This is a genomic window from Lysinibacillus sp. SGAir0095, from assembly GCF_005491425.1.
In the GTDB taxonomy this organism is placed as follows: Bacteria; Bacillota; Bacilli; order Bacillales_A; family Planococcaceae; genus Ureibacillus.
The window spans coordinates 865,039-889,581 of record NZ_CP028083.1 but is presented as its reverse complement, the minus strand read 5'-3'; the positions used below and the strand labels follow the sequence as shown (position 1 = coordinate 889,581).

Here is a 24,543-nt window from a genome sequence, read left to right as displayed (position 1 = left end):
TATCCAATTTTTCTTCATTATAGCAAATCATGTTCTTAAAATATCATTCTTGTAAAAATATTTTATGTATTATCTATTAAAATAATTACCAATATGAAGCTATTTTATTCTATACCCAATTTTTTAGAAGTCAAACAAAAAAGTGTTGCAACTTGTCCTAATTTGGACAAAATCACAACACCACAATATTAATTACTCTACACTTATAACTTCTAGACTGTTGTTCTCGATGGCACGATATAAAAATGTCGCCAAATGTCCTCGTGTTAGCTTCATCGATGGACTAAATGTCGTTTTCGTAGTTCCTACCGTTATTCCATAGTCCACTAGTGTTTGTACATAGCTTAAAATTATTGGATCTTTTAAATTATTTATATCTGTAAACTGGGTTTTTGAAACGGTGGACACATTTAATTCAAATGCTTTTGTAAGCATAGTCGCCACTTGTGATCTAGTTAAAGAATCATTTGGACCATACTTCCCGTTGCCATACCCACTCACTACGCCCTTTTCAGTTAAGATTGCAATCGCATTATAGTAAGGGTTTGTTGTGGGCACATCACTATAACCAGGATTCTTTGAGGTATTATTATTAATACCTAGCGCATTTACAATAAATTGTGCAGTCTCGCCACGTGTTACTGTTAAATTTGGTTTATATTCAGTTGCGGTTCTTCCAGTGATAACTTTTGCGTCATATAATGCCACTATCGCATGATAATGATTGCTCCCTTTTATATCTTTAAACGGGGTTTGAGCTTCCGCTTTCTTAGGCCCAAAACTAATAAAAGCTATTGTTATGGATAACAAAACAATCACTGAAATTGCTCCCATGAATGATACTTTCACTCTCAAATCTTAACACCTCTTTAGCTAGGTTCTATTTCTATTATATCGACTATTTTTTATAAAGCATTATAAAAATAATATTTTTTTGATGTTGTTGTTTAGTTTCGTTTCTGGAATTTCATGTAATATGGTGAGTTTAGGGTAAATGGAGATGATGAAAACTTGTAGAGTTTGAACTGTTTGGGTTAAGGGCCGCGTATGTTATGTCATATAGAAAGCTTCTATTTGACTTTATCAACGCTGTTCTTTGACGAACGGGCTTATAGAAGCAGGCTATTCGACGTTTGGGGCGAGTTCTTTGGTGAATCGGCTTAGAAAAGCAGGCTATTCTACTGTTCGGAGGAAGTTCATTGCCGAATCGGCTTATAGAAGCGGGCTATTCTACTGTTCTTAGGATTTTCGTTGGCGAATCGACTTATAGAAGCGAGCTATTCTACTGTTTAGGACATGTATATTTAGCAACCGTCCTTTAAAACATGGCTGTTTGACTAAATTATTTCCTATAAAATAAAATGAACCCCGATCATCAGCTGCTTATGAAAGCAAATCGAATCGGGGTACTTCTATATTAATGTTGAATAGCATTACTACTTTGTCTTTACCCTCAGTGATTCACTTATTTAAAAGCAAAGAATCGCTGACCTAAATAGTTTAACAATGTAAACAAGACCATTCCCACAAACATCGCTACATTTTCCTGTACACGTTGACTCATATCAGCTAATACAAGAAGGGTCAATGGCTTAGCAATTCCATAGGCCAATAAATAACAAATGGCAATATTGATTGTAAAGCGCAATGCTGACTTCCAGCTGCTTCCCTTATGCTGGAATGTAAAATATTTATTCAAAAAATAACTTAATATGCTTGTTAAAATATAATTAGCGGCAGAAGATGTCCAATACGAAAAGTGCAGGAAATTATAAAAGCCAAACATGATGGCTGTTCCCACAATTGTATTGATCATCCCTACCAAAATAAATTTCCAAAACTTCGCATCAAGCAAATCAAATAGCTTGGTCATTTTATTCTTCGTCCTTATTCGTAGTAACGGACACAATATAACGTGGTCGCCGTTTTACTTCCTCATAGATTTTCGAAATATAGAATCCGATTATTCCCATACTGATCATCAACAGACTTCCAATTCCTAATAACAAAAGAATAACCGTCGTAAATCCTTCAAGAGATTCTCCGCGAATATAATTCAAAACAGATTGTATGCCAAGAACAATCGCAAAAATAAGGAAGAAAAAACCGATTACTGTAATAATTTGCATAGGGGCTGTGGAGAATGAAGTAATGTTATTAACTGCATATTTGATCAATGAAAGGAACGACCATTTTGTCTCCCCTTCCGTTCGATCCTGTACCTCAAACTCAACCTCAATACTTTTATAGCCTAACCAAAACGAGAGCGCGCGGAAGAAAAGCTTTCTTTCCGGTAATTGCAAGTATGAATCAACCACTTTTCGGTCCAGTAACTTGAAATCAGAGGATCTTGACATATCAAAACCTGTAGCTTGATTAATCAATCTATAAAAGCTTTTTGAAAACAGGCCATGTACTTTACTTTCCTTTCCACGGGATACCTTAACCCCTTCAACAATCTCAAATCCCTTTTGCCATAAGGAATACATCTCAATCACAGCTTCAGGTGGGTGCTGGAGGTCACAATCCATCACGACACAGCAATCCCCCTGTGCATGCTCGAGGCCAGCTAATATTGCAGCCTCTTTACCAAAGTTTCGAGAAAAACAAATACCATTTACATTTTCATATAAATTGCTTGCCTTTTGAATTTCTTTCCATGTCTGATCCTTGGAGCCATCATTAATAAAAATAAGCTCTGCCTTTATATTTTCTTGCTCCATAAGTCCGCTTAGAACTTCTGCTGCCTTCACAATCATTTTTTCTTCATTATAAGCCGGGAGTACTATAGATAGTAACGACATAGTGTTCCCCTTTCTAATGAAGCAATCATTCCTATATTAATTACTTCATTCAATCGTTTCTATATTTTCAAATTTAACTATTACTGTATTATTAATTACTTGAACAGAGTCTTGTGCTGGCCAAACACCCATCTCTTTGTAGGTATTCGTTTGTTGAATCGCTTTAAGATCCTCATCTGTTGCCGCTACCAATGAATAGCCCAAGAAGCTTTCAATCAACTCATTATAACTATATGGTTTATAGAAAACAGTCTCTCCGACAGTGCCAGTCATCGTCGGAATTCGATTTGGAATCGATACACTTGATAAGGTTGAATGTAACTCCACATTCCCAAAGACAGCCATTTTCTCAATATTTTCATACTCATCCAGCTGCTCGATTCGATCCACTAAGCGATTCGCAAAGCTAATTGATTTCTCATAACGCAGCTCCATATTCATGTAGGCAATATTTGCAATCAGCGCGAAATTAAATATCGTGAATGCAATTAAAATTGTTGTTCCCCACGAGAATACTTCTTTAAAAATAGTGGTCTGGTTACTATCTATTGCATCATATATTAAAACAAGGAAGATATAAGTACTGCTTAAGCTAAATACCATTAACATATGATAGAAAACATTTGGTGAAGCAAAATATGCAATATAGAGAGTAAACGGTAAAGTAATGACACATAGAATTAATGTGACAAGTTTCCCTATATTTAGGTACAATTTTTTCTTTACTATTAAAGTAATGGCACCAATAAAAATCAATATAAATATGAAGACATTTAACATTTCTAATAGATTCACATCATAGCTGCTAAAGAATCCTCGGAAGAAGAAGGTCTTTAGTTCAGATACAATTTGTGAAATACGCTTTGGAATATCATGGATTGTCAGGCTGCCTACTTTATCCAGTCCTTGATAGCTTGAAATCTGAACCGAAAGCAAGCTTGTAAAAAGCTTATAGACAACAAAGTAACCAACCATCCCAATCCCAACCATTAACCCGGATCGGATTATATTTCCCCAGATTCGCATGATGGAATGATTCGAGAAGAAGATATCATGGATAATCCAAAATGTTGCAAAAACTAAAGCAACCGATAAATTCGCTTGATACACACCCACTGCTAAACTAACAAGAATGGCACCTAATACAAACCCAAATTTATATTTTTTGGTTAAAACCACAGCTAAGGTAGCCATGAAGATGCCAAGCATATAACCATCTGCAGTAAACATATAGGCGAATGTAGAGGAAACACTTGGGAATGTAACGACTAATCCTGAAATTAAAACGATTGAAATTTTCTTCCTAACCTCAAACAGAATCACTAAACAAATTGAAGTCAGGGCTAAAAAAAATAGAGAAAATAACCCTATTACCCATGGTAAATCAAAATAGGAGCTTAGGCTGCTAGCAGGTCCTAAAAAGAAACGACCTGAAGTTACCATTGCTTGTGTGCTATAAAAATTGTGCAGTCCATCATGGTTCGGATATCGGTGCATGAATACATAGAGATGAGTAAGTAAGCCGATAATCATGGCTGAGCTAAAAGCTAATACCCATTCATTTTTTATTTTACTTCGTAATTTACCTAATATTTCTTCTGGCATTGTTTACCTCCATAGTTGGGGTTTTGAATCTTTATTAAGGAATAAAAGCATTATTGTTCTTCAAACTTTATGACAAGAACATCATCAATCACTTGCACGGATTCTTTTACCGGCCAAATCCCCATCTCTTTTATTTCATTCCTTGCATTCATCTCTTCCAGCTCATCAGGCATTAAGAAAAGAAGCTCATAGCCCAAGAAATTAGCAAAGATTTTCTGAATATGTGCAGTTTCTACTAATAGGTGTTCTCCAGTCGAGCCAACCATTTGTGGTATTTTTTGTGGAATAATAACAGAAGGTAATGGCGTTTCAATTCGATAACGCCCTATTACATGAATCTTTTTAATGTCTTCGTAATCTTCCAATTGTTCAACTCGATCTATTAGACGATTGGCTAATTGTATGGAACGCTCGTATTTTAGCTCCATATTAAAATAAACGATATTGGCAATTAAGCCAAAATTATAGATCGTGACAGTTAATAAAATCACTGTTGCCCATGAATTAATTTTTTCGATCCATAACGATTTTCTTACCTCTACTGCATCATACAATAAAATAAGATAGATATAGATTGATGAAATACTAAATATCATGAGCATATGGTATTCGGCTTCAGGTGAAAGGAAATAGACAACATAGAAACTGATCGGTAAGCTCAATACTAAAAGCACAAAGATGAGGATTTGCACAATACTGTTATAAACTTTATTCTTTACAATAACTGTAATCGTAGAAATGATTAGCGTAATGAGTAGAAATACATTTAACCATTCCAATAAATTCACATCTGCTTGGTTCACGAACCCATTAAAAAAGAATGTTTTTAGCTTTAAATCAATTGTCTCAAAAACTTTTGGAATATCATCCAGTGTTACAGAACCGACCTTATCTAGTCCTTGGTAGCTTGTAATGGATACATCTAAAAACTTAGTATAGATTTTATATACAACTAAATAAGAGACCATTCCAATTCCGAGCATTAAAGCTGAACGTAAGACATTAAGTCCAAGTTGTTTCGTCGTCGTTTTTTTCAAAAGGATGTCATGCATTAACCAAAGTGTGATAAAAGCCATTGCGACAGACAAATTCGCCTGATAAATTCCAACACCAAGGCATAATGCTACGGCCCCTATAATGAAGCCAAATTTATACTTTTTTGTTAGTAGGACCGCTAAGACAGCTAGAAAAGTTCCTAGCATATACCCATCTGCTGTAAACATATAAGAAAATGTTGCAGAAACGCTTGGAAATGCTACTACAATCCCCGAAATAAGGACAATCGCCATTTTCTTCTTCACTTCGAATAAACATACAATACAGGCAGCAGCAAGGGATAAAAATAAAATAGAAAATAACCCAATTACCCAGGGCATATCAAAGTAACTGCTTAATCCCGCAGCATTACTTAAAAAGAATCGCCCCGACGATACCTTTGCCTGTGAGCTATAAATATTTAACAGTCCATCATGGTTGGGTAACCTATGTAAAAAAATATATAGATGAGTTAATAATCCAATGATGAATGCTGAAATAATGGCTAATTTCCATTCATATTGGATCTTCCCCCTTAGTTTAGACCCTATATTTTCTGGCATCTGTACCCTCCTAAATTTTACTTTATTACAATATTTAAATAATAGTCCCTAAAAAACACACCTGTTTCAGTATACTAAATGGCTTTGTTTAATGTAAATGTATTTACATAATGTTCAATTTTTCAATTTATAAATAGAAATACCATTTTAATCACATCCATAGTCACATGATTTTACGGATTATTTAAACATATAATAAATCTCGGGTAACACAACTAATCAATTTGGAGGTTTGCTATCATCTATGTATGAAACGTATCCAACAGAAGCTGATATTTTGTTTGGCGGTTTTTTTATTGGTTTTGTAATCGTTATGCTTTTGTTTGCACTTCTTAGTTATATTATCACTGCCATTATTTACTTCTATACGACAAAAACAAACGGTTTAGGGGAAATCGCTTTTTGGTCTTGGATTCCATTACTAAATGTGTACACTCTTTTTGCCCTTGGATCAACTAAACCCTCGCTTGAGGAAATTAAAAAGGATGCCCTTAAGTTTTTACTTATCTACATCGGGCTTACGATTATTTCAATCATTCCCTTTATCGGATTCCTTAGTTCGATTGCCATGCTTGTGATTGGCGTCTATTTTATGTACCGTCTATTCTACCGCTGGACGGGAGAATCTGGCACCGCCATTCTCTTTGTTGTCTTAACCATCCTTACATGTAGTATCTTCTATTATATATATGGACTGATTAAGATGAAAAAGCCATTCGTTGTTTGATTTGCTGAGGGCTATGTAAATATTTAATGGTAGAAAGCTAGGAAAACTCCACTAGAGTGGAGGGTTTCTGGCTTTTATTGTTTTCGGAGTGGGTGTTGGGCTTGGGAATTGGTACCAAGATTCAATTTTGGTTCAGGTTCCAATGAAATGTCCGGTATTTTAAAAAAAGTATCTGGTAAACTTTTATATGTGACTGGTAATTTCGGAAAAGTGTCCGATAAATTCGAAATTTGTGAGTGCCCAATAGATTGCAAAATCAGCATAACTATACGCTTCAATAGCTTTTCTGCAAATTTTATTTCATCCATTTATTCCCTAATCCACTAAAATGAACTCTTCCTATTTAAACTTTTACTTAGTTCTTCATAAAGACTATACTACTCAAAATTTAAATTGGAATATTATTCTAATAAACTGTTATATAATTTTACAAAAATAATATTGTTGTTATATAACATTTTATGCTACTATCATTCTAGAGATAGAATATTAAGAAAATTTAAAAAGGGATGGGGGAGTCTTAAGTGATTACGTTTTTAGTATGTATTGTAATCTTAATCGCCGGGTATTTTACTTATGGCAAGTACGTCGAGAAAGTTTTTGGGGAGAAACCAAAACGACCAACACCTGCCTATGTAAATGCTGATGGTGTCGATTATGTACCAATGTCAACACCAAAGAACTCATTAATTCAATTATTGAATATTGCAGGGACTGGTCCTGTATTTGGTCCAATCGCCGGGGCACTTTATGGTCCAGTGGCATTTATCTGGATCGTTGTAGGATGTATTTTTGCAGGGGCTGTACATGATTACTTGACTGGTATGATTTCTATTCGAAACAAAGGGGCACATTTACCAGAGCTTGTATCGAAATTTTTAGGGAAGTTTATGAAGCACGTTGTAAACGTTTTCGCTCTTTTACTTTTATTATTAGTAGGGACTGTATTCGTATCTTCACCAGCTATGCTGATTAGTAATTTAATGGATGGCAAAGTAGCACTTGCACTGATTGTTGGTGTTATCTTCTTTTACTATATTTTAGCAACACTATTACCTGTTGATAAAATTATCGGTCGCTTGTATCCGTACTTCGGAGCACTTTTAGTAGTTTCTGCACTTGGTGTAGGAATTGGAATGATTGTGACTGGTGCACCAATTCCAGAGCTTTCGTTCCAAAATATGCACCCAGGGAATTTACCGATCTTCCCATTAATCTTCTTTACGATTACTTGTGGTGCATTATCAGGATTCCATGCAACACAAACACCGATTATTTCGCGTACTACGCAAAATGAAAACCAAGGTCGTAAAATTTTCTACGGTATGATGATTGCAGAAGGTATTATTGCCATGATTTGGGCAGCCGCTTCTATGAGTCTATTCGGTGGCTATGGTGGCTTAAGTGAAGTAATTGCAGCTGGAGGTCCAGCAGCAGTAGTAAGTGAAGTATCCTTATTAATGTTGGGCTCAATCGGCGGTACTTTAGCGGTTTTAGGTGTAATCGTATTACCAATTACATCTGGAGATACAGCTTTCCGCGCAGCTCGTATGATCATTGCCGAATACTTCAAATTCGGTCAAGCAAAAATAATGAGCCGTTTATGGATTGCGATTCCGTTATTCGTTATTTCTTATGCTTTAACTAAAATTGATTTTAATATTTTATGGCGCTACTTCTCTTGGGCAAACCAAGTAACCGCAGTAATCGCTCTTTGGGTTGGAGCGATGTATCTATTCCTTGCAAGGAAGAATCACTGGATTGCAACAGTACCAGCGAGTTTCATGACCTACATGGTTATCGTTTATATTTTATATGAACCAACAATGGGCTTTGGCATTCCACTGAACGCATCGTTCATCGGTGGACTAGTCGCAGCAGCAGTGCTTGTAGGTATCTTCTTCGCCTCTGCACACAAAAAACGCGGCACATCCTTGCTACTGGATGAAGACGTATCAGGCTTTAAGGCAAACGAAGCCTAATTATTAAAAACTAGAACCGCAAGCAATTTTGAATTGCTTGCGGTTTTTTTAGTGGCTTTTTTGTGTACCAGGTCCTCACACAACTCAGGAAAAATTCAGAATATTTAGCGGACCAGGTACACACACAATTTTCACACAATTCATTTTAAGTTTATAAGTTTAAATTTGTCCTTGTAATATGGGATATTCTGTTTTTAGCTAGGTTCTTTGTTTAAAAGTTTAAATTTGAATGAAAATAGGAAACTAGCAGATATAGACAATTTGAAAGAAATCAATTATTGTTTAATTAACTTTACTCCAACAAATCTAATATAAATTGAAGGAGGCATAGTAATTGCCTAGAAGAAGACGAATTTGGCATCCTGAGGTTTTTAATCATGTTGTAATGCGAGGAAACAATCGGCAACCAATTTTTAAAAATGAAAGAGACTTTTTTGAATTTTACCGAATCCTTCATAATACTTATGAAAAGTATCCATTTACCCTTTCTGCATATTGTATTATGACAAATCATTATCATCTCCTAATACAGTCCCCCGAAGTTCCACTGAGCAAAATCATGCGAATAATTAATTGGCGTTACAGTGACTACTTCAAAAAAAGATATTCCTACTCAGGACATCTCTATGAAAATCGCTATTTTTCCGATTTAGTTTCCACACCCTTCTCCATGTTAAAAGTCAGCAGATACATCCACCGTAATCCTATCAATACAAAAACCCCTATGGTAAGCAATATGGAACTTTATCCATACAGTAGCTATAACTTATACAAATTTGGACAGACCCCCATCTATCCATTTATTGACACTGAACCCCTTTTAAATTGTCTTCTTTACCCCACTCTTCAATCAAAACATGACTATATCCAATTTTGTGAAACGCCTGAAGATGCACTACCATATGCTCTCACTAAAGAGGATGAATAACTCTTTCCCTTTCCAATTATCAGAATTGTTTGTGTACCTGGTACTCAGTCAAATTAAAAGGCCAAGTTCACATTCGAACTTGGCTATTATAGTGTCCATTCAATTATCAGAATCGTTTGTGTACCTGGTACATACTCAATTAAAATCCAAATAGTTTTTTGAGTTTTTCTAATTTCTCTCTAATTGCTTTTTTCAATTGTTCAATTTTATTTTTGATTTCTTCTTTTCCAGGTTTCTCAGGTTTTTCTGGTTTTTCCGGCTTCTCTGGTTTGCCATTGCCTGGTCCTTGGTTGTCTTTTTTAAGTTTAATTTGTACCATTACCGGATCATGGTCACTTGCACGACCTTGCGCTTCCATAAAACCAGAGTTGATATGCACAATGTCTACCTTTGTCTTCGAAGCCAATTTACTATTGACTAAAATATGGTCCAACACTTGAGCATTCCCTTGGTATGAATAAGAGTAGCGTTCTTCTGCAGGAACTGACTCGATCATATTTGTTAATTCATTTCCTTTTAATGTTTTAAGCGGGTTCGAGAATTCAAAATCATTAAAGTCCCCGAGTAATACGACATTTGCCTTCGGATCATCTGTTAAGATTTCCTTCACAAATCCATTAACAATGCTTGCGATTTGCATACGTTGTACTTCGCTGCCTAATACGGGTGGCTGATTTTTACCATATAGTGGCTGGTCTCCCCCCTTTGAGTTAAAGTGGTTCGCTACAACGATGACCTCTTCACCTTTAAATTTAAATTGAGCAGCTAGTGGCTTACGACTATTATTAAATGCTAGATTTGTAGGATCAATTCGTCCTGGATTTAATGTTAACTGCCCATTTTCATACGCAACTGCTTCCGTTGCCGAACCTTTTGTTCCTTCAGCTAATGTCACTCTTTCAGGATTATAAAGGAATCCTACTCGAATATTTCCTCCAGGTGCCCCTCCATCTTGTTTATCAACTGGAGCGACATCTGTGTAAACATATTCAGGACCTCCTAACTCAACAATTTTATCGATTAATACTTGTGCACTTTGAGTAGCATCCACTGTTCCGCTATCCGTTTCACCATCATTATCTTGTACTTCTGTTAATCCAATAATGTCTGGTGTTTTCAGGTTGGCCACAACTGCTTCAGCTAATTTAGTAACTTTTTCGCTATTCGTTTTTGTTGAGAAATTCTCAACATTATAGGAAGCAACTGTTAACTTATCATCTTCTGGTGTAATCGTTGTTGTTTCACGCTCATTACCACCATCAATTAACTCCGGAAGATTATCTTTATTGCTTAAAACTTGATAGTAACTATAGCCGTAGCTAACGATTCCTTGAATAGCGCCTTCAAAATAGTCACCCATTTTTGCAAGGTAGTGTTCATCATCAATATTAATGGTAATTCTTTCAGGGTTGTAGTCATTCTCACTGATGCGTAATCCACCTGCCGATGTATTGGTTTCCATATTTCCTGGAATAACAGTCAGCTCACCATATTTTTGTAATGCTACAACCTTTGGATTGTTTACTTCAACGAGCATCCCTTCCAGGCTTTCAAATAAATCGATTCCATCTTCTTCAGGATCGAATACAGATAATTCATCGTTATCAATCACCTCTGTTGGGAGCTGTACATCTTCACCTAGAACGATTGCTTTTGGAAGTTCTCCTGTGCCGATTACATCAATTGTCGTTGCTGCAATTTCAGTAACAGGTAAGTCCGTATCAAAACGCTCAGCGTAACCAGGCATTACGTATTCTTTCACATTCCCATCAACTGAAATGATGTCCCCCACTTTGACGCCATGGGATCCTTTATATACTAAAATACCTTCAGACGTTTTGCTGTTGTCATCAGGCTGTAAATCCTGTAAATAAAATTCATTTCCATTTACATATGTGACGATTCCTTCAACGTCCGTCACATTCAGACCATCATATTTTGAATAATGGCCTTCCCCTTGAATATCGTGAATTCGAATATCTTCAAGCTGAATCATGTAGTCGAAAGTCGCCACATCACTAGCTGTTAAACCCTCTTTCACAGCGATGGCTTTAATTGTCGTATCTTCTGAAAGCGTGATTGGCCCAGTATAAATCGAGCTTTCAGTCGTTGGTTCACTGCCGTCTGTTGTGTAATGAATTGTTGCTCCCTCTGTTCTACTTGTTAAAGTTACTCCAGCGCCTTCTTTAATTAAACCTTCGCCAGGCGTCGCGACAACTGGTTTCACAATAGAAGAATCTTCAACAATATCATCAATACTACGAGGGATTAGTTGGTATATATCATTATAAGACCCTAGTACCCCAGTAATCGCCTCATAGGTTGTCCCAACAGAAAGTAGAGAAGAATCAGTCGGGCGTAACTCAAAAGAGTTGCCTTGCCCATCCGTTGCCTTGAAATTTCCACTTGTTAATGAGTCAATTCTTACATTTTGAACCGTGACAAGTTTTCCTTCTTTCTCTTCTTGGAGTTGGGCAGCTGTCACGACTTCTGGTTCTGGTACAGTTGTTTTCTCTAACACTTCGATACTTTCAGGTGTCACATTGATTTCTAGTAAAGAACGATATTCTGTTAATTCACCCGTTGCACGGACTTTGTCTCCAGGCTCAACATTCAAGTCATAACCATACAGAACAATCCCTGAGTTTTCATCCTGAATAAAAGTCGTTGCTCCCATAACAGCAGTTACGATACCTGTAGTTGTAACAGTACTGCCTTTAGGAAGAGTTCGCACCTCCGTGATTGTTCCTTCAACTGGCGTAACGTTCTCTTCGTCACCTAGAATATGAGAACCTAGGTATGAGAATGTATTTGTCGGATAGCCTGTCCACTGGCTGGCAGGGTCAAAGTCATCGTATGGATTCGTATCTCCAGATATGATGGAGCTTTTTCGTACAAGGGTCATGTCTGCTGTCTTCACATCAGTTCCCCAGTTTGTGCCTGGATCTACACCGACTTGTCCTAATGAATCAATGATTTCATCATTTTTCTTTAGCACAATTGCGTCGTCACCATTAAAGTTAATGACTGACGAATTTAATAGGTTTCCTTTTGCCTTGATTTCCTCTGAAGCCGATCCATGATAAATGACATAGGTTGCCCCGTTTTCTAAAGTCCCCGATAAATCTAGTGTTTGACTTGGTGTTGAAGAGCCATTGAAATAACCCTCTATCTTATATTGGCTTAGATCAACTGCTGCACCCGTTCCATTGTAAATCTCAATTGCCTTGTTAAAGCTGCTTCCCTCAATATATTCCGAAATAATTAAATCCGTTGCTACTGTTTCTGCCGATACAGACGCTGGTACCATTGGAAGGGCCACACTGGCTGTTAAGGTTGTTGCTAAAAAGACATTCAAAGACTTTTTCAAATTACGCTTCTCCATACTTTCTCTACACCTCTTTTAAGATAATTATCGTGCTCTAAGACGGGAATCTAGTAATCTCTATAATTTACTACCTATTTCTATTATTCTAAAAATATGAAAAATATGCCTCTTTACATTTAACTAATTAACAAGCATCACTTTTCTATCAATTTTCCTATAATTACAATAATTCACTATGGACCATGTCCTACAACTATAAAAAGCCAAGTTCTGATTTGAACTTGGCAATTGTATGTGGAGTTGGTCCTGAATTGTTCTTGAATTATGTGTGGACCTGGTCCCAAATCGATTCTGAATTGTTCTTGAATTGTTTGTGGACATGGTACATATACAACTAAATTGAAAAAACCATGTTCACCTAAGCGAACATGGCTTGTTTCTATCTGACTTTCCCCACAATCCATTTTCCGAATGGCAGGTAGGATAATATTTTGGCTGTCTGTATAGATAAAATTAGTGTGACGGTGAACATTAGTAGAATACGTAAAGGACTCGATGTTACAGCATCTCCATAGAAGCCTACAGTTAAATTTAAGATATTCCAGTGAATCAGATAGATCATAAATGCGTATTTACTTATGATTTGTACAATTTTAAAGTGTGGAAGCAATTGTCCATATGCCAAAATCATACTGGTCATCCCCACTACAAAAGGAACTAGGTCCATTCTTCTGGAGTGAATATCCGTTTGACCTTGTTGGAAGTTGGTCCAAATATAGAGTGCAGCAAGGGCTGTGAAAATTATTGTGGCAAATCTATATTTCTTTAAAACTGGACGTATCTTTTCGTAGTGAACCCCAATCAAATAAGCGGCAACAAAATAGATTAACCACATGGTTCCATACAGTTTTTCAAAACGTCCATTTTCATAGTTAAATTCAATGGGTAAGGCAAAAAATTGTTGCTGCAAGAAATAGAGCAATACTGCAAGCGGCAACACAATTATTGAATTCCATTTAAATTTGACCATACACCAATATAATAAATACAACTGTAGAATCACTAAAATAAACCAGCCTACAAATCTACCAGTAAAGATATTTTCATAAATTATACTGGATAAATCTGCATTTTCAGAAACATAAAAAGATACAAAGGCATCAACAATTCCCCAAAATAAAAAGGGAAGAATTAAAAATTGTATTCGCTTCGACCAAAATTTTCCTGGTACTTGATTTCTATAAATAGTTGCTAATATAATAATCGACAATAAAATAAAGGTTGGTGTGGCATAGCATAAAAGTATTCTTAAAAAATGCACCAAATCTGAATTTCCGGTTGCCCCTTTTGCCTGATTATTAAAAGTTGTTGTATGTAAAAGTAAGACTGATAAGCAGGCAACAACTCTCAGTAAATCCCATTCTTTAATTCTCAAAATGTACAACTCCAATTTCTCTTTGCAATAACTAAATTATTATACCACTAATCTATGATTTCTTTAGGAATTATCTTTTTCGCAAAATTTATAAGCTACCTAGTTAAGAGATAATTGGAGATGAAAAAAGAGAATCAGTCCAGTCATCTGAACCAATTCTCTTCCCTGATTATAATATTAGAACTGTAATTTCAAAGTATTTTGACTAGTAGTGTTGAACATAGAACCAAATGTATATTTATTTTGGTCAGCAATTACTACATAGAACGTTACATCTTCTTGTGCGATTAGTTGATTTGAAATTTCAGAACCGAATTCAATCGTCCATTTTTTAGCCTCTGCATTATAAGTCACCATCACGCCTAGAGCTTCGAATTGTGCTTTTGCTTCCTCTGAACCATATGGATTTTCTTCACTTGCATAAACACTGAATTCTGGTAATCCTGTGATATTATGATCTACTTCTAATTCATATAGCTCTTTTTCGGACTGAGCAATCACTTCGATTGATGCAAGATTCATTGAATCTAGGGAAGTTGTTTTCCCTTCCATACTCACTATTTGAACTGGTGCATTTTGCATGAAGTATTGTGTTTGGTATCCATCAACTTTGTCGAGATAGTTAACGACCGTACCGTCTAAACCACTGCCTGCAACTGTTCCTTGCGCTGTTTTTGCAGGATCTTGGTTATGAACCAGCCAAATTGTTGGCTCTCCATAAGCTTCCGTCTCATTCGCAATAGAACCGTTCACGATAAGGTCAGCGTTTGATAGGCCTTCTTCCGTACCTTTAGATACTTCGATACCGCCAAATTCATTGCCTGAAACAGTTGTTGTTCCTGTTAATTCAACTTCTGCTGCATTTACAAGTAATCCTGCATCTGCTCCTGAAGTAGTGATATTATTAAGTAATACATTTTGTGCATTATAAACTTGTACTGCGTAAGCACCTTGCCACTCCGCTTTTTCCGTTAATGTAACAGCTAAATCATTAATTTGTACATCATCTGCTACAACCGTAATTCCTTGACGGCTACCATAGGCAAGCTCATTAATATCGTTTGTGAAGCTAATTGTATGTTCGCCACCGTTGATTGTTACAGCACGGTCAACAACGATTCTTTCTGATACGTTCTCTAGATTAGCTGTTAGGTTAATTGTTTTTATGTGAGTATCTGCTAATGCAACACGGAAGCCCTCGATTGTAGAGACACTTACTACAGTCGTATCGATTTCTGCCCCTTCTTCATTCACGACTTCTGTAATATTTTCTTTTAAATTGTTATAGTTATCAATAATAGTAGAGAAATCTGAACCTGCTGGCACAACAAGTTTACCGACAGTTACATTGTCGCCTAAAGATACTTTTGCATCTTTGTTTGCTACTACAAGCTCTTTAACCTGACCTGGAACATTTAAAGTTACTTGAGCAGCTTCTTTAACTGTTAAATTGTTGATAGTCCCTGTTCCTGAGATTTGGACAGACTCAGCATTGTTCACAGTTACTGCTTCTACTTCAGCATTTAATTCAATTGAATTAACATTTTCAGCTACTCTTACTTCAGGTATTACTGTGTTTGAAGTAATGACAAGATTGTTACGGTTTGCTTCTATAGAGTTTACACTTGAGTCAACAAGATTCAATTTTGGTGCTGTTGCAGATGCATTCACTACAAATGTATGATCTAGTGAAGCAACGGCAGATTCTTCAGTTTCTAGAACATAGACGTCACCAAGTACATCGACCATATCAGTTGAGAAGCTATTGACAACTTCTTCTGTTAAATATAAATCACCGATTACTGTAAGGTTTTTTACTTCCATCCAGTCTGCATTAACAAACAGGTCACCTAGAATTAATGAATCTACTCCATCGAATACAACTGGTGCTGATTCAGTTCCTGAAGCATTTAAGATAAGGTAATAAACATCAACTACTACACCATTTTCAATGATTAAACCAATTTCTGCATCCTTTAATGCAGCATCGTTAGCTTCTGAGAAAATCCCCGCTAGATCTTCTGAAAATTTATACACTTCACCATCAGTTGTTAGTATTTTCGAATCCTTAATTTCTGATACTGTAATCGAAGGGTATGCTGCTTCTTCAGCGGCTGCGATAAATAGTGCCATCTGGCCACGCGTTACTTTTTGGTTACCCCCAAACGTAGTAGTCGTTTTACCAGCTGTTACACCATTCTCATAAAGAGCAGCAACTTGCGCTTTATAATCATTTTTCACATCTGTAAATGGTAGTGCATCAACATCTGTTGCTTCTAAATTATAGGCTGCCGCAAGTATTAACGCCATATGATAGCGACTGATTGGTTGACTCGGTTTGTAAGTGTCATCCTCATATCCATTGATATATCCTGCATTCGCTAATGCCGCGATGGCACTGTAATAATCATGAGATTTCGGAACGTCTTTAAATCCTGGATCTGTCACATCGTAAGTGTCTAAGCCTAAAGCATTTGCTAAGATGACTGCCACTTGTCCACGTGTAATGCTTTTTTCGGGTCCATATGTACCGTCAGGATAGCCATTTACAATCCCTCTCTCAGCCAAACTCATCACAGCGTCATAATAATATGCACCCACTTTAACATCTAAGAACTTTAATTCCGTTGCTTCAGTAGCTTGCGGTGCTACTACTGCTACGCCAGATGTAACGACTGCTGCTGCAATTGCTGTATTAAAATATTTGAAAGGTTTATTAGTTGTCATTCTTTAAGAATCCCCCTGAAATGTTTCATGTTTGTGTCTTACAAAACAATCATATTACAGAAAGATTGATAGATAAATGATAAAAAATATGGAAAATTATCAATAAATAACTATAGAAATAACAGTTCACAAATAATAAAGTAAATATAATTATTAAATATAAATAAAATCAAGCTAAATTCAAATCATATCAAAAATACTAATTTTAATTTTCTTTATAAGTAATTCAACTATAAATTAATTCCCACCACAATTTTCAATTAAATTAAAAATATATTAATCAAAACCAGTTAAATGATGTTATTACCTAGATAGATAGTATAATAAATTAATTATTTGATATCATATAGTAAACAATATTATTTTAAATTTTTCTAGAATACCAGTGTTTTGACTTATAAATATTCATATTCAGTAACTACAAAACATAAATTTTGAAAAAATTTCATATAAATAAAGGCGTAAAAAAAGGATTACTGATAATCAGTAATCCTTTTACTTTGATAGAAATCAAATATTAACTATTGAGTTACAGTGATACCTGCTGTAGGTACAGATAAAACGTTAGTTGCACTATCTTGGATATCAATAGTAGATACCGCTTTAAGAACTAATCCTTTAGAGATATCAGAAGCTGTAATATCATCTTCAAGAGTTAATACAAGTGTTGTAGAACCTGGAGCAGCTTGAAGTGCTGTAGTTACTTCATCGTTAGTAGCTACTTTAACACCACCAATATATAATTCAAAGTCATTTGTGCTTTGAGCTGCATTAACCACAGCTTCTGAGAAAGTTAAAGTAACTTTATTAGTTTCAGTTAATTTAGCTGAAGTTACTGTTGGTAATACATTTTCAGCAAGTTCCAATGTATTTGTAAAGAATGGAGTCATAACCTTAGAAGATCCTAAAGCTTTAACACCTGAAATATTGATATTACGAGTACCTGTAAAGCCGTTTGAGTTAGCTTTTAAGTTAACAATAGCTACTTGAGTAGTTGTTGCACCAGTTACAGCAGGTTGTAAAGTTACAGACTCAACAATAGCTCCATCAATTTTATAGTTTGCAGGGTTTGTTGCAGATGCTCCATCTACAGCTTTATCAAATGTTACCGCAACTTTGCTGTTGTCAGAACCTTTAGCAATATTTGAAACAGTTACAACATCAGTATTTGCAGCAACGCCATCTTTGCCACGAGTGAATTTAACAACTACATCTTCAGCTAATACCGAAGCAGCACTTTTAACATCAGCAAATGAAAGTGTTAAGTTATATGCTGCACCTTCAACATCAAAAGTTGTACCTAAGAAAGTATCCAGTTGAACACGGATAACTTTTTTATTAGTAGAAACTTTGTAGTCAACAGCTGTTGCTGAAAGGTTATTAGTTTCGATAGAAGTAGTTACATAGTCTTTAACAAATGAACCAACACCGTCAACTGTTGGAGTTCCAGTAATTACTACATCTTTGTCAAAAGTTAACTCAAGATATTCGACTTTAGTAGTTGAATCAGCAACTACAGCACTTGAAACTACTTTTGGAGCTGCAGCATCTTTAACGAAAGTTACAACACGGCTTGTAGTTGTTCCTGCAACACCACTTAAATCAGTGAATGAAGAAACAGCAATAGTAGTAGCACCATCTAATACTCCAGCAGTTACATTGTATTTCGTTTTATCATTTTTATCTTGAACTACATTTGCAGCTGCAACTGGAGACCCAGCAACTGTAATCGTTGGTTTTCCAGTTAATTCTTCAGAGAATTTAACAGCAAATGTAGTAGCACCAGTTTGTGCGATTGATGTTACAGTTGGGGCAACACCATCAGCAGCACCTTTTAATAATGAAGTTGTTGCTGGATTTGGACTTAGTAAGTTTCCGTTTTGATCTTGAGCTCCAATGAATTGTGCTGTCACTGTTGCATTAGCAGGAACATCTGAACCAAGTGTGAAAGTTACTTCTTGATCCCCAGCATTAAATGTATATAGCACACCGTTACCACTGTTATCAGCAACAACAGTACCATCAGCTAACTTGAATGATACAGTACCTAATGATTTCATAGGTTCAGAGAACTTTACAGTAACTGTACCAGCAGTTGGCTTTACAGTTGAAACGATTGATGGAGCTGTTTTGTCAGCAGTAAATGATACGACTTCATCATATTTATTTAAAGCTTTTCCAGCAGTTGTAGATAAGTTCTCAACTACAACATTATAACGCTTTTCAACTGGGTATTGAGTAGTAATTGTTAATGTTTTACCGTCTGCAGATAATTCACCTGCGATTGTTCCAGGAACTACTGGAGTAGCTTCAATTGAAGTCAATGAAACTGTGTTAGCTTCAAATGCTCCATTTACATCATTAGCAAATAATGTTGCTGGATCTACAGCCTGAGTGAATTTAACAACTACTTGAGTTGCATTAATAGCATTTACAGATGCAACTTTAGCTTCTGGAGCTTCAGCATTGATTGTAGCGTTTAAGAATGTAGCAAATTGTCCACGAGTAACAATACCTGATGGGTTGAAGTTAGCAGGTGAAGTGATACCTAATTTTTTAAGAGCTAAAACATCATCACGGTAGTCAGCAACTACTTTGTCAAGATCTCCGATTGTTACATCAGAAGTATCTCCAGCTAAATCTACTAAAGAAGTTCCAGTGATTGCTTTATTTGCACTGTTTAATACTACAGCCATGTGTTGACGTTGGAATTTATCGCCACCGTTTAAGTTTCCGTTTGAACCATTAAAAATACCGTAGTCTTTTAAAAGAGCTGTAAATTGTAAAAATTTATCATCAGCAGTTAATGGTACATCTTTGAAACGTTGTACTGTTTTGTAGTCTGCTGGTACTTTAAGACCTGCATCTACAGCCCAGTTTCCAAGAATGTATACAACTTGTGAACGAGTCACTTGTTCGTTCGGTGCAAAAGTACCGTCCGCTTTACCACTGATGTATCCAAGAGCAGCGATAGCTTCGATTGCTGAAGCGTGGTCGTTTCCTGCGATATCAGGGAATGATGGTGTTGCTGCAGACGCAACTGGTACGATTGCAGATGCTACTAAAGTAGCTGTAGCAGCTGTTGCTACGAATTTTTTGTATTTCTTTGGTTGGTTAGCCATAGAAAGATTTCCTCCTCTAGTTCAATTAAAAATTCTAGTTATCTCAACTTTACGTACAGATAAACTATTACACATAAAAGTTTAGTAGTATACAAATGTTATGTCAATCCTTTTTTGGTACCTTTTTGAAAATTGTCGAGGTATGTAGATTCACATAAAATTGATAGTCTAGATAACTTAAAATCTTTTTTATTATGACATAAAACTTCTATAATTCCAACAAAATCTTTCATATTCAAATATATCATTATTTGGTAATAATATATAATTGCTAGATTTTATTGTTAATACAGCTATTTCTCCAATGTTACGGTTGGATAACATTTTCCTCTACTGTCATAACAATCTTATTATCGGGTGTATGAAGATACTTTTAATAGTTTTTTATTATTTTTTAAAAGTTATAGAATTTGTATTATCTTTTATTTTAATGCTCTTGTTTTCATTAGAATAATTTTAGACTAGTACGCTTAAATAATTGTGCATCTAGTTCTTCCTTAACCCTCGATAAGTATATTAAGAAGTGCATTTCAATATTCCTCATTAAATATAAAAAAAAAAAGAAAGCCTGCACACTTATAGTGTGCAGGCTTTCTTTTTTGGGCTACCAACCGTTTTTCCTTGCAGGGAAAATTTAAAGCTATATCATAGAGAAAATCTTACTATAAACACAGTGTATCACCAAATTTAGAAAAGAACAATCAGTTATTACAAAAGTTACATATTTATTTTTAAATTTCATTTATTGGATAGTTTTGCTACTGTTGTTAAGATTATCTATGTGTAATCTGGAATTTGATTAGAATTATTTACTATTTATTTCTTTGAGCTCCGTGCAACTTCAACTAAGAACAATGGCAATGCCAATTGTCGCTTAAAGCGTTTTGGCTCCTTCATTAATCTATAAAACCATTCTAGCCCTAGCTTTTGAAAAGCCTCTGGTGCACGTTTTACTGTTCCAGCTAAAACGTCAAAAGAACCTCCTACCCCTTGATAAATCGTTGGGTGCAGCTGATCACGATTGGCATTAATCCAATTTTCTTGCTTAGGGCTACCCATCGCAACAAATAGGATATCTGGTTTGGCTTCATTGATTTTCGCTTTCACCACTTCATTATCCTTTTCATAGCCATCCTGTGTACCTGCTACGATAATTCCTGGATAAAGTTCTTTTAGCTTTGCTGCAGCTGTATCTGCAACTCCAGGTTTTCCGCCATATAAAAAGATTGGCTTTTGTTGCTTAGCGGCTTCTTCACAAAGACGCATCATCATTTCAACACCAGTAACACGTTCCGTGATCTGCCCCTTTTGGATTTTTGAAGCTATGATGACACCAACGCCATCAGGAATTTGTATTTCTGCTTCGTTTAATAACTTTTTTAAGGAAGCATCTTCTTTTGCCTTCATGATTTTTTCTGGATTGATCGCTACGATTAATGATTTTTCTTTTCTTTCAATGCGACTAAAGATTTCCTTAAGCAGTTCATCATAGTTTTCAGTATTTACTTGAATTCCAAGTACTGTTTCTTTCATGAATATCCATCCGTCCTTTTTATTAGAAACATCTTATTAAAAAAGGCAGCGTGCTGTTAAGTGCACACTGCCTTAATGTTGTTATTTATTTTTCATGTGCTTTTGGCTTATTTATTTTTTGCATCGCCTAATAGGTGGTATTGGAAGCCGGCTTCCTGCCACGCATCACGATTTAAGCAGTTCTTCGTATCGAATACGATTTTGTGCTTCGCAGAGATTTGTAATGGGTTATAAGCTTTGAACTCATTATGATCTGTTAAGAATAGAATGATATCTGCATCTTTTGTAGCTTCTTCCAGACTTTGCGTTTGTGTTTCGTGTTTGTTTTCCTTGATATGTGGATCATATGAAACGACTTCTAATCCAAGGTGCTGAAGCTCTTCTATTACTTCAGTCGATGGACTTTCACGCATATCATCAACATTTCCTTTGAAAGCTAAACCAAGTACTGCTACTTTTCCACCAGCTACTTTGTTTCTATTTAAAATTGCTTGTGTTTTTTGTGCAGTGAATGCTGGCATACTGTCATTTGTGTTACGAGACATATTAATGATTTGTGCACTTTCCCCACCAAGTTCCACTAAGAACCATGGATCTACTGCGATACAGTGGCCCCCAACACCTGGGCCTGGGAAGTGAACGTTCACGCGTGGGTGGTAGTTCGCAAATTTGATGGCTTCCCAAATGTTCACGTCTAACATATCTGCCATTTTCGCAAGCTCGTTGGCAAAGGCAATGTTCACGTCTCGGTATGTGTTTTCCATTACTTTTACAAGCTCTGCCGTAGTTGCATCTGTTAAGTGGATTTGACCTTTAACGAAAGTTTCGTAAAGCTCTTTTGTTAGTTCTGAAGATTTTTTGTTGATTCCACCTACGATACGATCGTTATTTACTAGTTCTTCAAAGATACGGCCAGGAATTACACGTTCAGGCGAGTGAGACACGTAAATGTCTGTCCCAATTTCAAGACCTGTTTTAATTAACTCAGGAATCATAATACGTTCCACAGTTTTTGGCGGTACTGTTGATTCTAAAATGACTAAGTCGCCTTTTTTCACGAAAGGTACGATCGAAGCTGTTGCTTGTCTAACATATTCAAGGTTTGCTGTTTTATCTGCATTAATTGGCGAAGGAACAGCTACGATAAATACGTCCGCTTCTTGTGGAGTAGTAGAAGCCGTTAAAAAGCCTTCATCTACAGCCTTGTTTAGGCGCTCTTGTAGTCCGTTTTCTTCAATGTGTAATGTTTTTTCTTGAATGCTTTTCACAGCAGCCGGATTCACGTCGACTCCGTGCACTTTTACGCCGTGGTTTGCAAACATAACTGCTGTTGGTAAACCAATATATCCTAACCCAACAACACATATTGATTTTGTCATAAGATTCGTTACTTCCTTTCAATTTCGAGAACGAGTGTATATATTGTACTTTCGTCTATTTCGGTCATTTTCTTTCTTTTAAAATGCCCACGAAAGTTGGATTTATGCTCATTCTAAAGCTACATAAATGGCTTGTTTCGAAAATCCTTTTACTATTTTGATGTTTTTGCGCAAAACTCAGTACGCAAACACTATGTAATCCCGCATTATAGTATACAACTTTCCATTCCATTTTGTGAAATTAAATTTGTATTACATAGGGCAATATGTAATCTTTAGTTCATTTATCATTCATCATATTTTTAACAGTACTAAGTTCTAAAACGTTTTGGATGTTTAAAAGTTCCGTTAGAAGTGTTTTACCACTTCGATCTCAACAAAAAAGCACCTCAGATTTATTATCTAAATCAAGGTGCCGCATGCCTGCTATTTTACTCAAGAATACCCTCACGATTATTTTGCTTCGTGCAATTTGGATTTTTCGGAAGCTAGTTCGTAGAAGCGTTTTTCGTCGCGGTTTTCTAAGGCTTGGTCGATTAGGCGTTCTAGGTTGTGTTCTTCTAGTTCACGAATCATTTTTTGCATTTCGGATTCGATTTTTTCTTTTGGTACAAGATTGACCGATTCTTCAGCTGTCGTTGCATTATTTAGGATAGGAGTTAAATGTTCATGCACGTTTGAAATTAAAAGCAGTTGATATAATGGTAATCGAATAAAACGATTGCCACGTTGGAACACAAAAATCTCCGAAAGATTTTCAATTTGCTTTGTTTCTAGGTCGATAATCATTTCCTTCCCCTCAACTGGAACAAAATGATACAACTCATCATCCTTAACAATCGAAAAATATTGATAAGCAAAAACTAAGCGTAGTGTCTTTCCATTTACTTTTGTATAAAAAGGCTTCATAAACTGCACTTGAATCATACTATCCCCTCCTTATTGGAAGCTTTCTGATTTTTCTAATTATAACACATTTCCACTTTTTAGTAAAAGAAAGCGATTTCAGTACTCGTGTGGATCCTAAGTCAAAATTCATATGTATTTCATATCACGCAACAACTGTAATTACTTAACAATGCGTCTACTCCATCATACGAATTTTGTATCTCGTTAATGCTATATTCTCCATACTTTTCGCTTTTCAAACTAGCAGAATCTTACTAATTTTATCGATATTTGTAAAATCAATGGAAACGTGTTAAACAACTACTTTTAATTCAAACTTATGTTAAATTTAAATACCCCTCAAATCTTCAATTCAAACCGATTGATGAAAGACTATTTACCTTTACTTTCCGTTTTGCTTATCAATCCTGCATTTTCAAGTTATAATGGAAGGACAGTCTTTTTTTAGAAAGAAATCAAAAATTAC

General features: G+C 35.8%; 15 protein-coding genes. 3 read left to right on the top strand and 12 right to left on the bottom strand.

All coding sequences use genetic code 11. From position 1 onward, the window contains the following. Positions 1-192: 192 nt before the first annotated feature. The 5 genes from C1N55_RS04450 to C1N55_RS04430 form a co-directional block, all read right to left on the bottom strand. Positions 193-849 (bottom strand): S-layer homology domain-containing protein, encoded by a 657-nt coding sequence (locus C1N55_RS04450; protein ID WP_240758460.1) that lies wholly within the window; start codon positions 847-849, stop codon positions 193-195. A gap of 616 nt (positions 850-1,465) precedes the next feature. Continuing rightward, complete coding sequence (locus C1N55_RS04445; protein ID WP_137727692.1) at positions 1,466-1,873, bottom strand: GtrA family protein; 408 nt, start codon at positions 1,871-1,873, stop codon at positions 1,466-1,468. A 1-nt stretch (position 1,874) separates the two neighbouring features. Next, positions 1,875-2,804 (bottom strand): glycosyltransferase family 2 protein, encoded by a 930-nt coding sequence (locus tag C1N55_RS04440; RefSeq protein ID WP_137727691.1) that lies wholly within the window; start codon positions 2,802-2,804, stop codon positions 1,875-1,877. A 45-nt stretch (positions 2,805-2,849) separates the two neighbouring features. After that, on the bottom strand, positions 2,850-4,409 hold the full coding sequence (locus C1N55_RS04435; RefSeq protein WP_137727690.1) for a glucosyltransferase domain-containing protein: 1,560 nt from the start codon (positions 4,407-4,409) through the stop codon (positions 2,850-2,852). 50 nt (positions 4,410-4,459) lie between these two features. Further along, on the bottom strand, positions 4,460-6,007 hold the full coding sequence (locus C1N55_RS04430; RefSeq protein WP_137727689.1) for a glucosyltransferase domain-containing protein: 1,548 nt from the start codon (positions 6,005-6,007) through the stop codon (positions 4,460-4,462). Between the two features lie 244 nt (positions 6,008-6,251). On the opposite strand from C1N55_RS04430, the gene C1N55_RS04425 reads away from it, so the two are divergent. The 3 genes from C1N55_RS04425 (at position 6,252) to C1N55_RS04410 (ending at position 9,644) form a co-directional block, all read left to right on the top strand. After that, on the top strand, positions 6,252-6,734 hold the full coding sequence (locus C1N55_RS04425; RefSeq protein WP_240758383.1) for a hypothetical protein: 483 nt from the start codon (positions 6,252-6,254) through the stop codon (positions 6,732-6,734). Between the two features lie 524 nt (positions 6,735-7,258). Then, on the top strand, positions 7,259-8,716 hold the full coding sequence (locus C1N55_RS04415; protein WP_137727687.1) for a carbon starvation CstA family protein: 1,458 nt from the start codon (positions 7,259-7,261) through the stop codon (positions 8,714-8,716). Between the two features lie 334 nt (positions 8,717-9,050). Beyond that, positions 9,051-9,644: a transposase gene (locus C1N55_RS04410; RefSeq protein ID WP_137727686.1), complete on the top strand. Its 594-nt coding sequence runs from the start codon at positions 9,051-9,053 to the stop codon at positions 9,642-9,644. A 139-nt stretch (positions 9,645-9,783) separates the two neighbouring features. Here C1N55_RS04410 and C1N55_RS04405 read toward each other — a convergent pair whose 3' ends face one another. The 7 genes from C1N55_RS04405 to C1N55_RS04375 form a co-directional block, all read right to left on the bottom strand. Next, positions 9,784-13,029, bottom strand: coding sequence for a chitobiase/beta-hexosaminidase C-terminal domain-containing protein (locus C1N55_RS04405; RefSeq protein ID WP_137727685.1), 3,246 nt, complete (start codon positions 13,027-13,029; stop codon positions 9,784-9,786). A gap of 382 nt (positions 13,030-13,411) precedes the next feature. Next, positions 13,412-14,407 (bottom strand): acyltransferase family protein, encoded by a 996-nt coding sequence (locus C1N55_RS04400; RefSeq protein ID WP_168193801.1) that lies wholly within the window; start codon positions 14,405-14,407, stop codon positions 13,412-13,414. A gap of 177 nt (positions 14,408-14,584) precedes the next feature. After that, entirely contained in the window at positions 14,585-17,134 is a 2,550-nt protein-coding gene (locus tag C1N55_RS04395; RefSeq protein ID WP_137727683.1) for an S-layer homology domain-containing protein, read from the bottom strand. A gap of 521 nt (positions 17,135-17,655) precedes the next feature. Then, positions 17,656-20,256 carry an S-layer homology domain-containing protein gene (locus tag C1N55_RS04390; RefSeq protein ID WP_137727682.1) on the bottom strand — a complete coding sequence of 867 codons (2,601 nt, stop codon included), beginning with the start codon at positions 20,254-20,256 and terminating at the stop codon, positions 17,656-17,658. An 816-nt stretch (positions 20,257-21,072) separates the two neighbouring features. After that, positions 21,073-21,789, bottom strand: coding sequence for a WecB/TagA/CpsF family glycosyltransferase (locus C1N55_RS04385; RefSeq protein WP_137727681.1), 717 nt, complete (start codon positions 21,787-21,789; stop codon positions 21,073-21,075). 107 nt (positions 21,790-21,896) lie between these two features. Continuing rightward, entirely contained in the window at positions 21,897-23,168 is a 1,272-nt protein-coding gene (locus tag C1N55_RS04380) for a nucleotide sugar dehydrogenase (RefSeq protein WP_137727680.1), read from the bottom strand. Between the two features lie 453 nt (positions 23,169-23,621). Beyond that, positions 23,622-24,095 (bottom strand): IDEAL domain-containing protein, encoded by a 474-nt coding sequence (locus tag C1N55_RS04375; RefSeq protein ID WP_137727679.1) that lies wholly within the window; start codon positions 24,093-24,095, stop codon positions 23,622-23,624. Between the last annotated feature and the right edge of the window lie 448 nt (positions 24,096-24,543).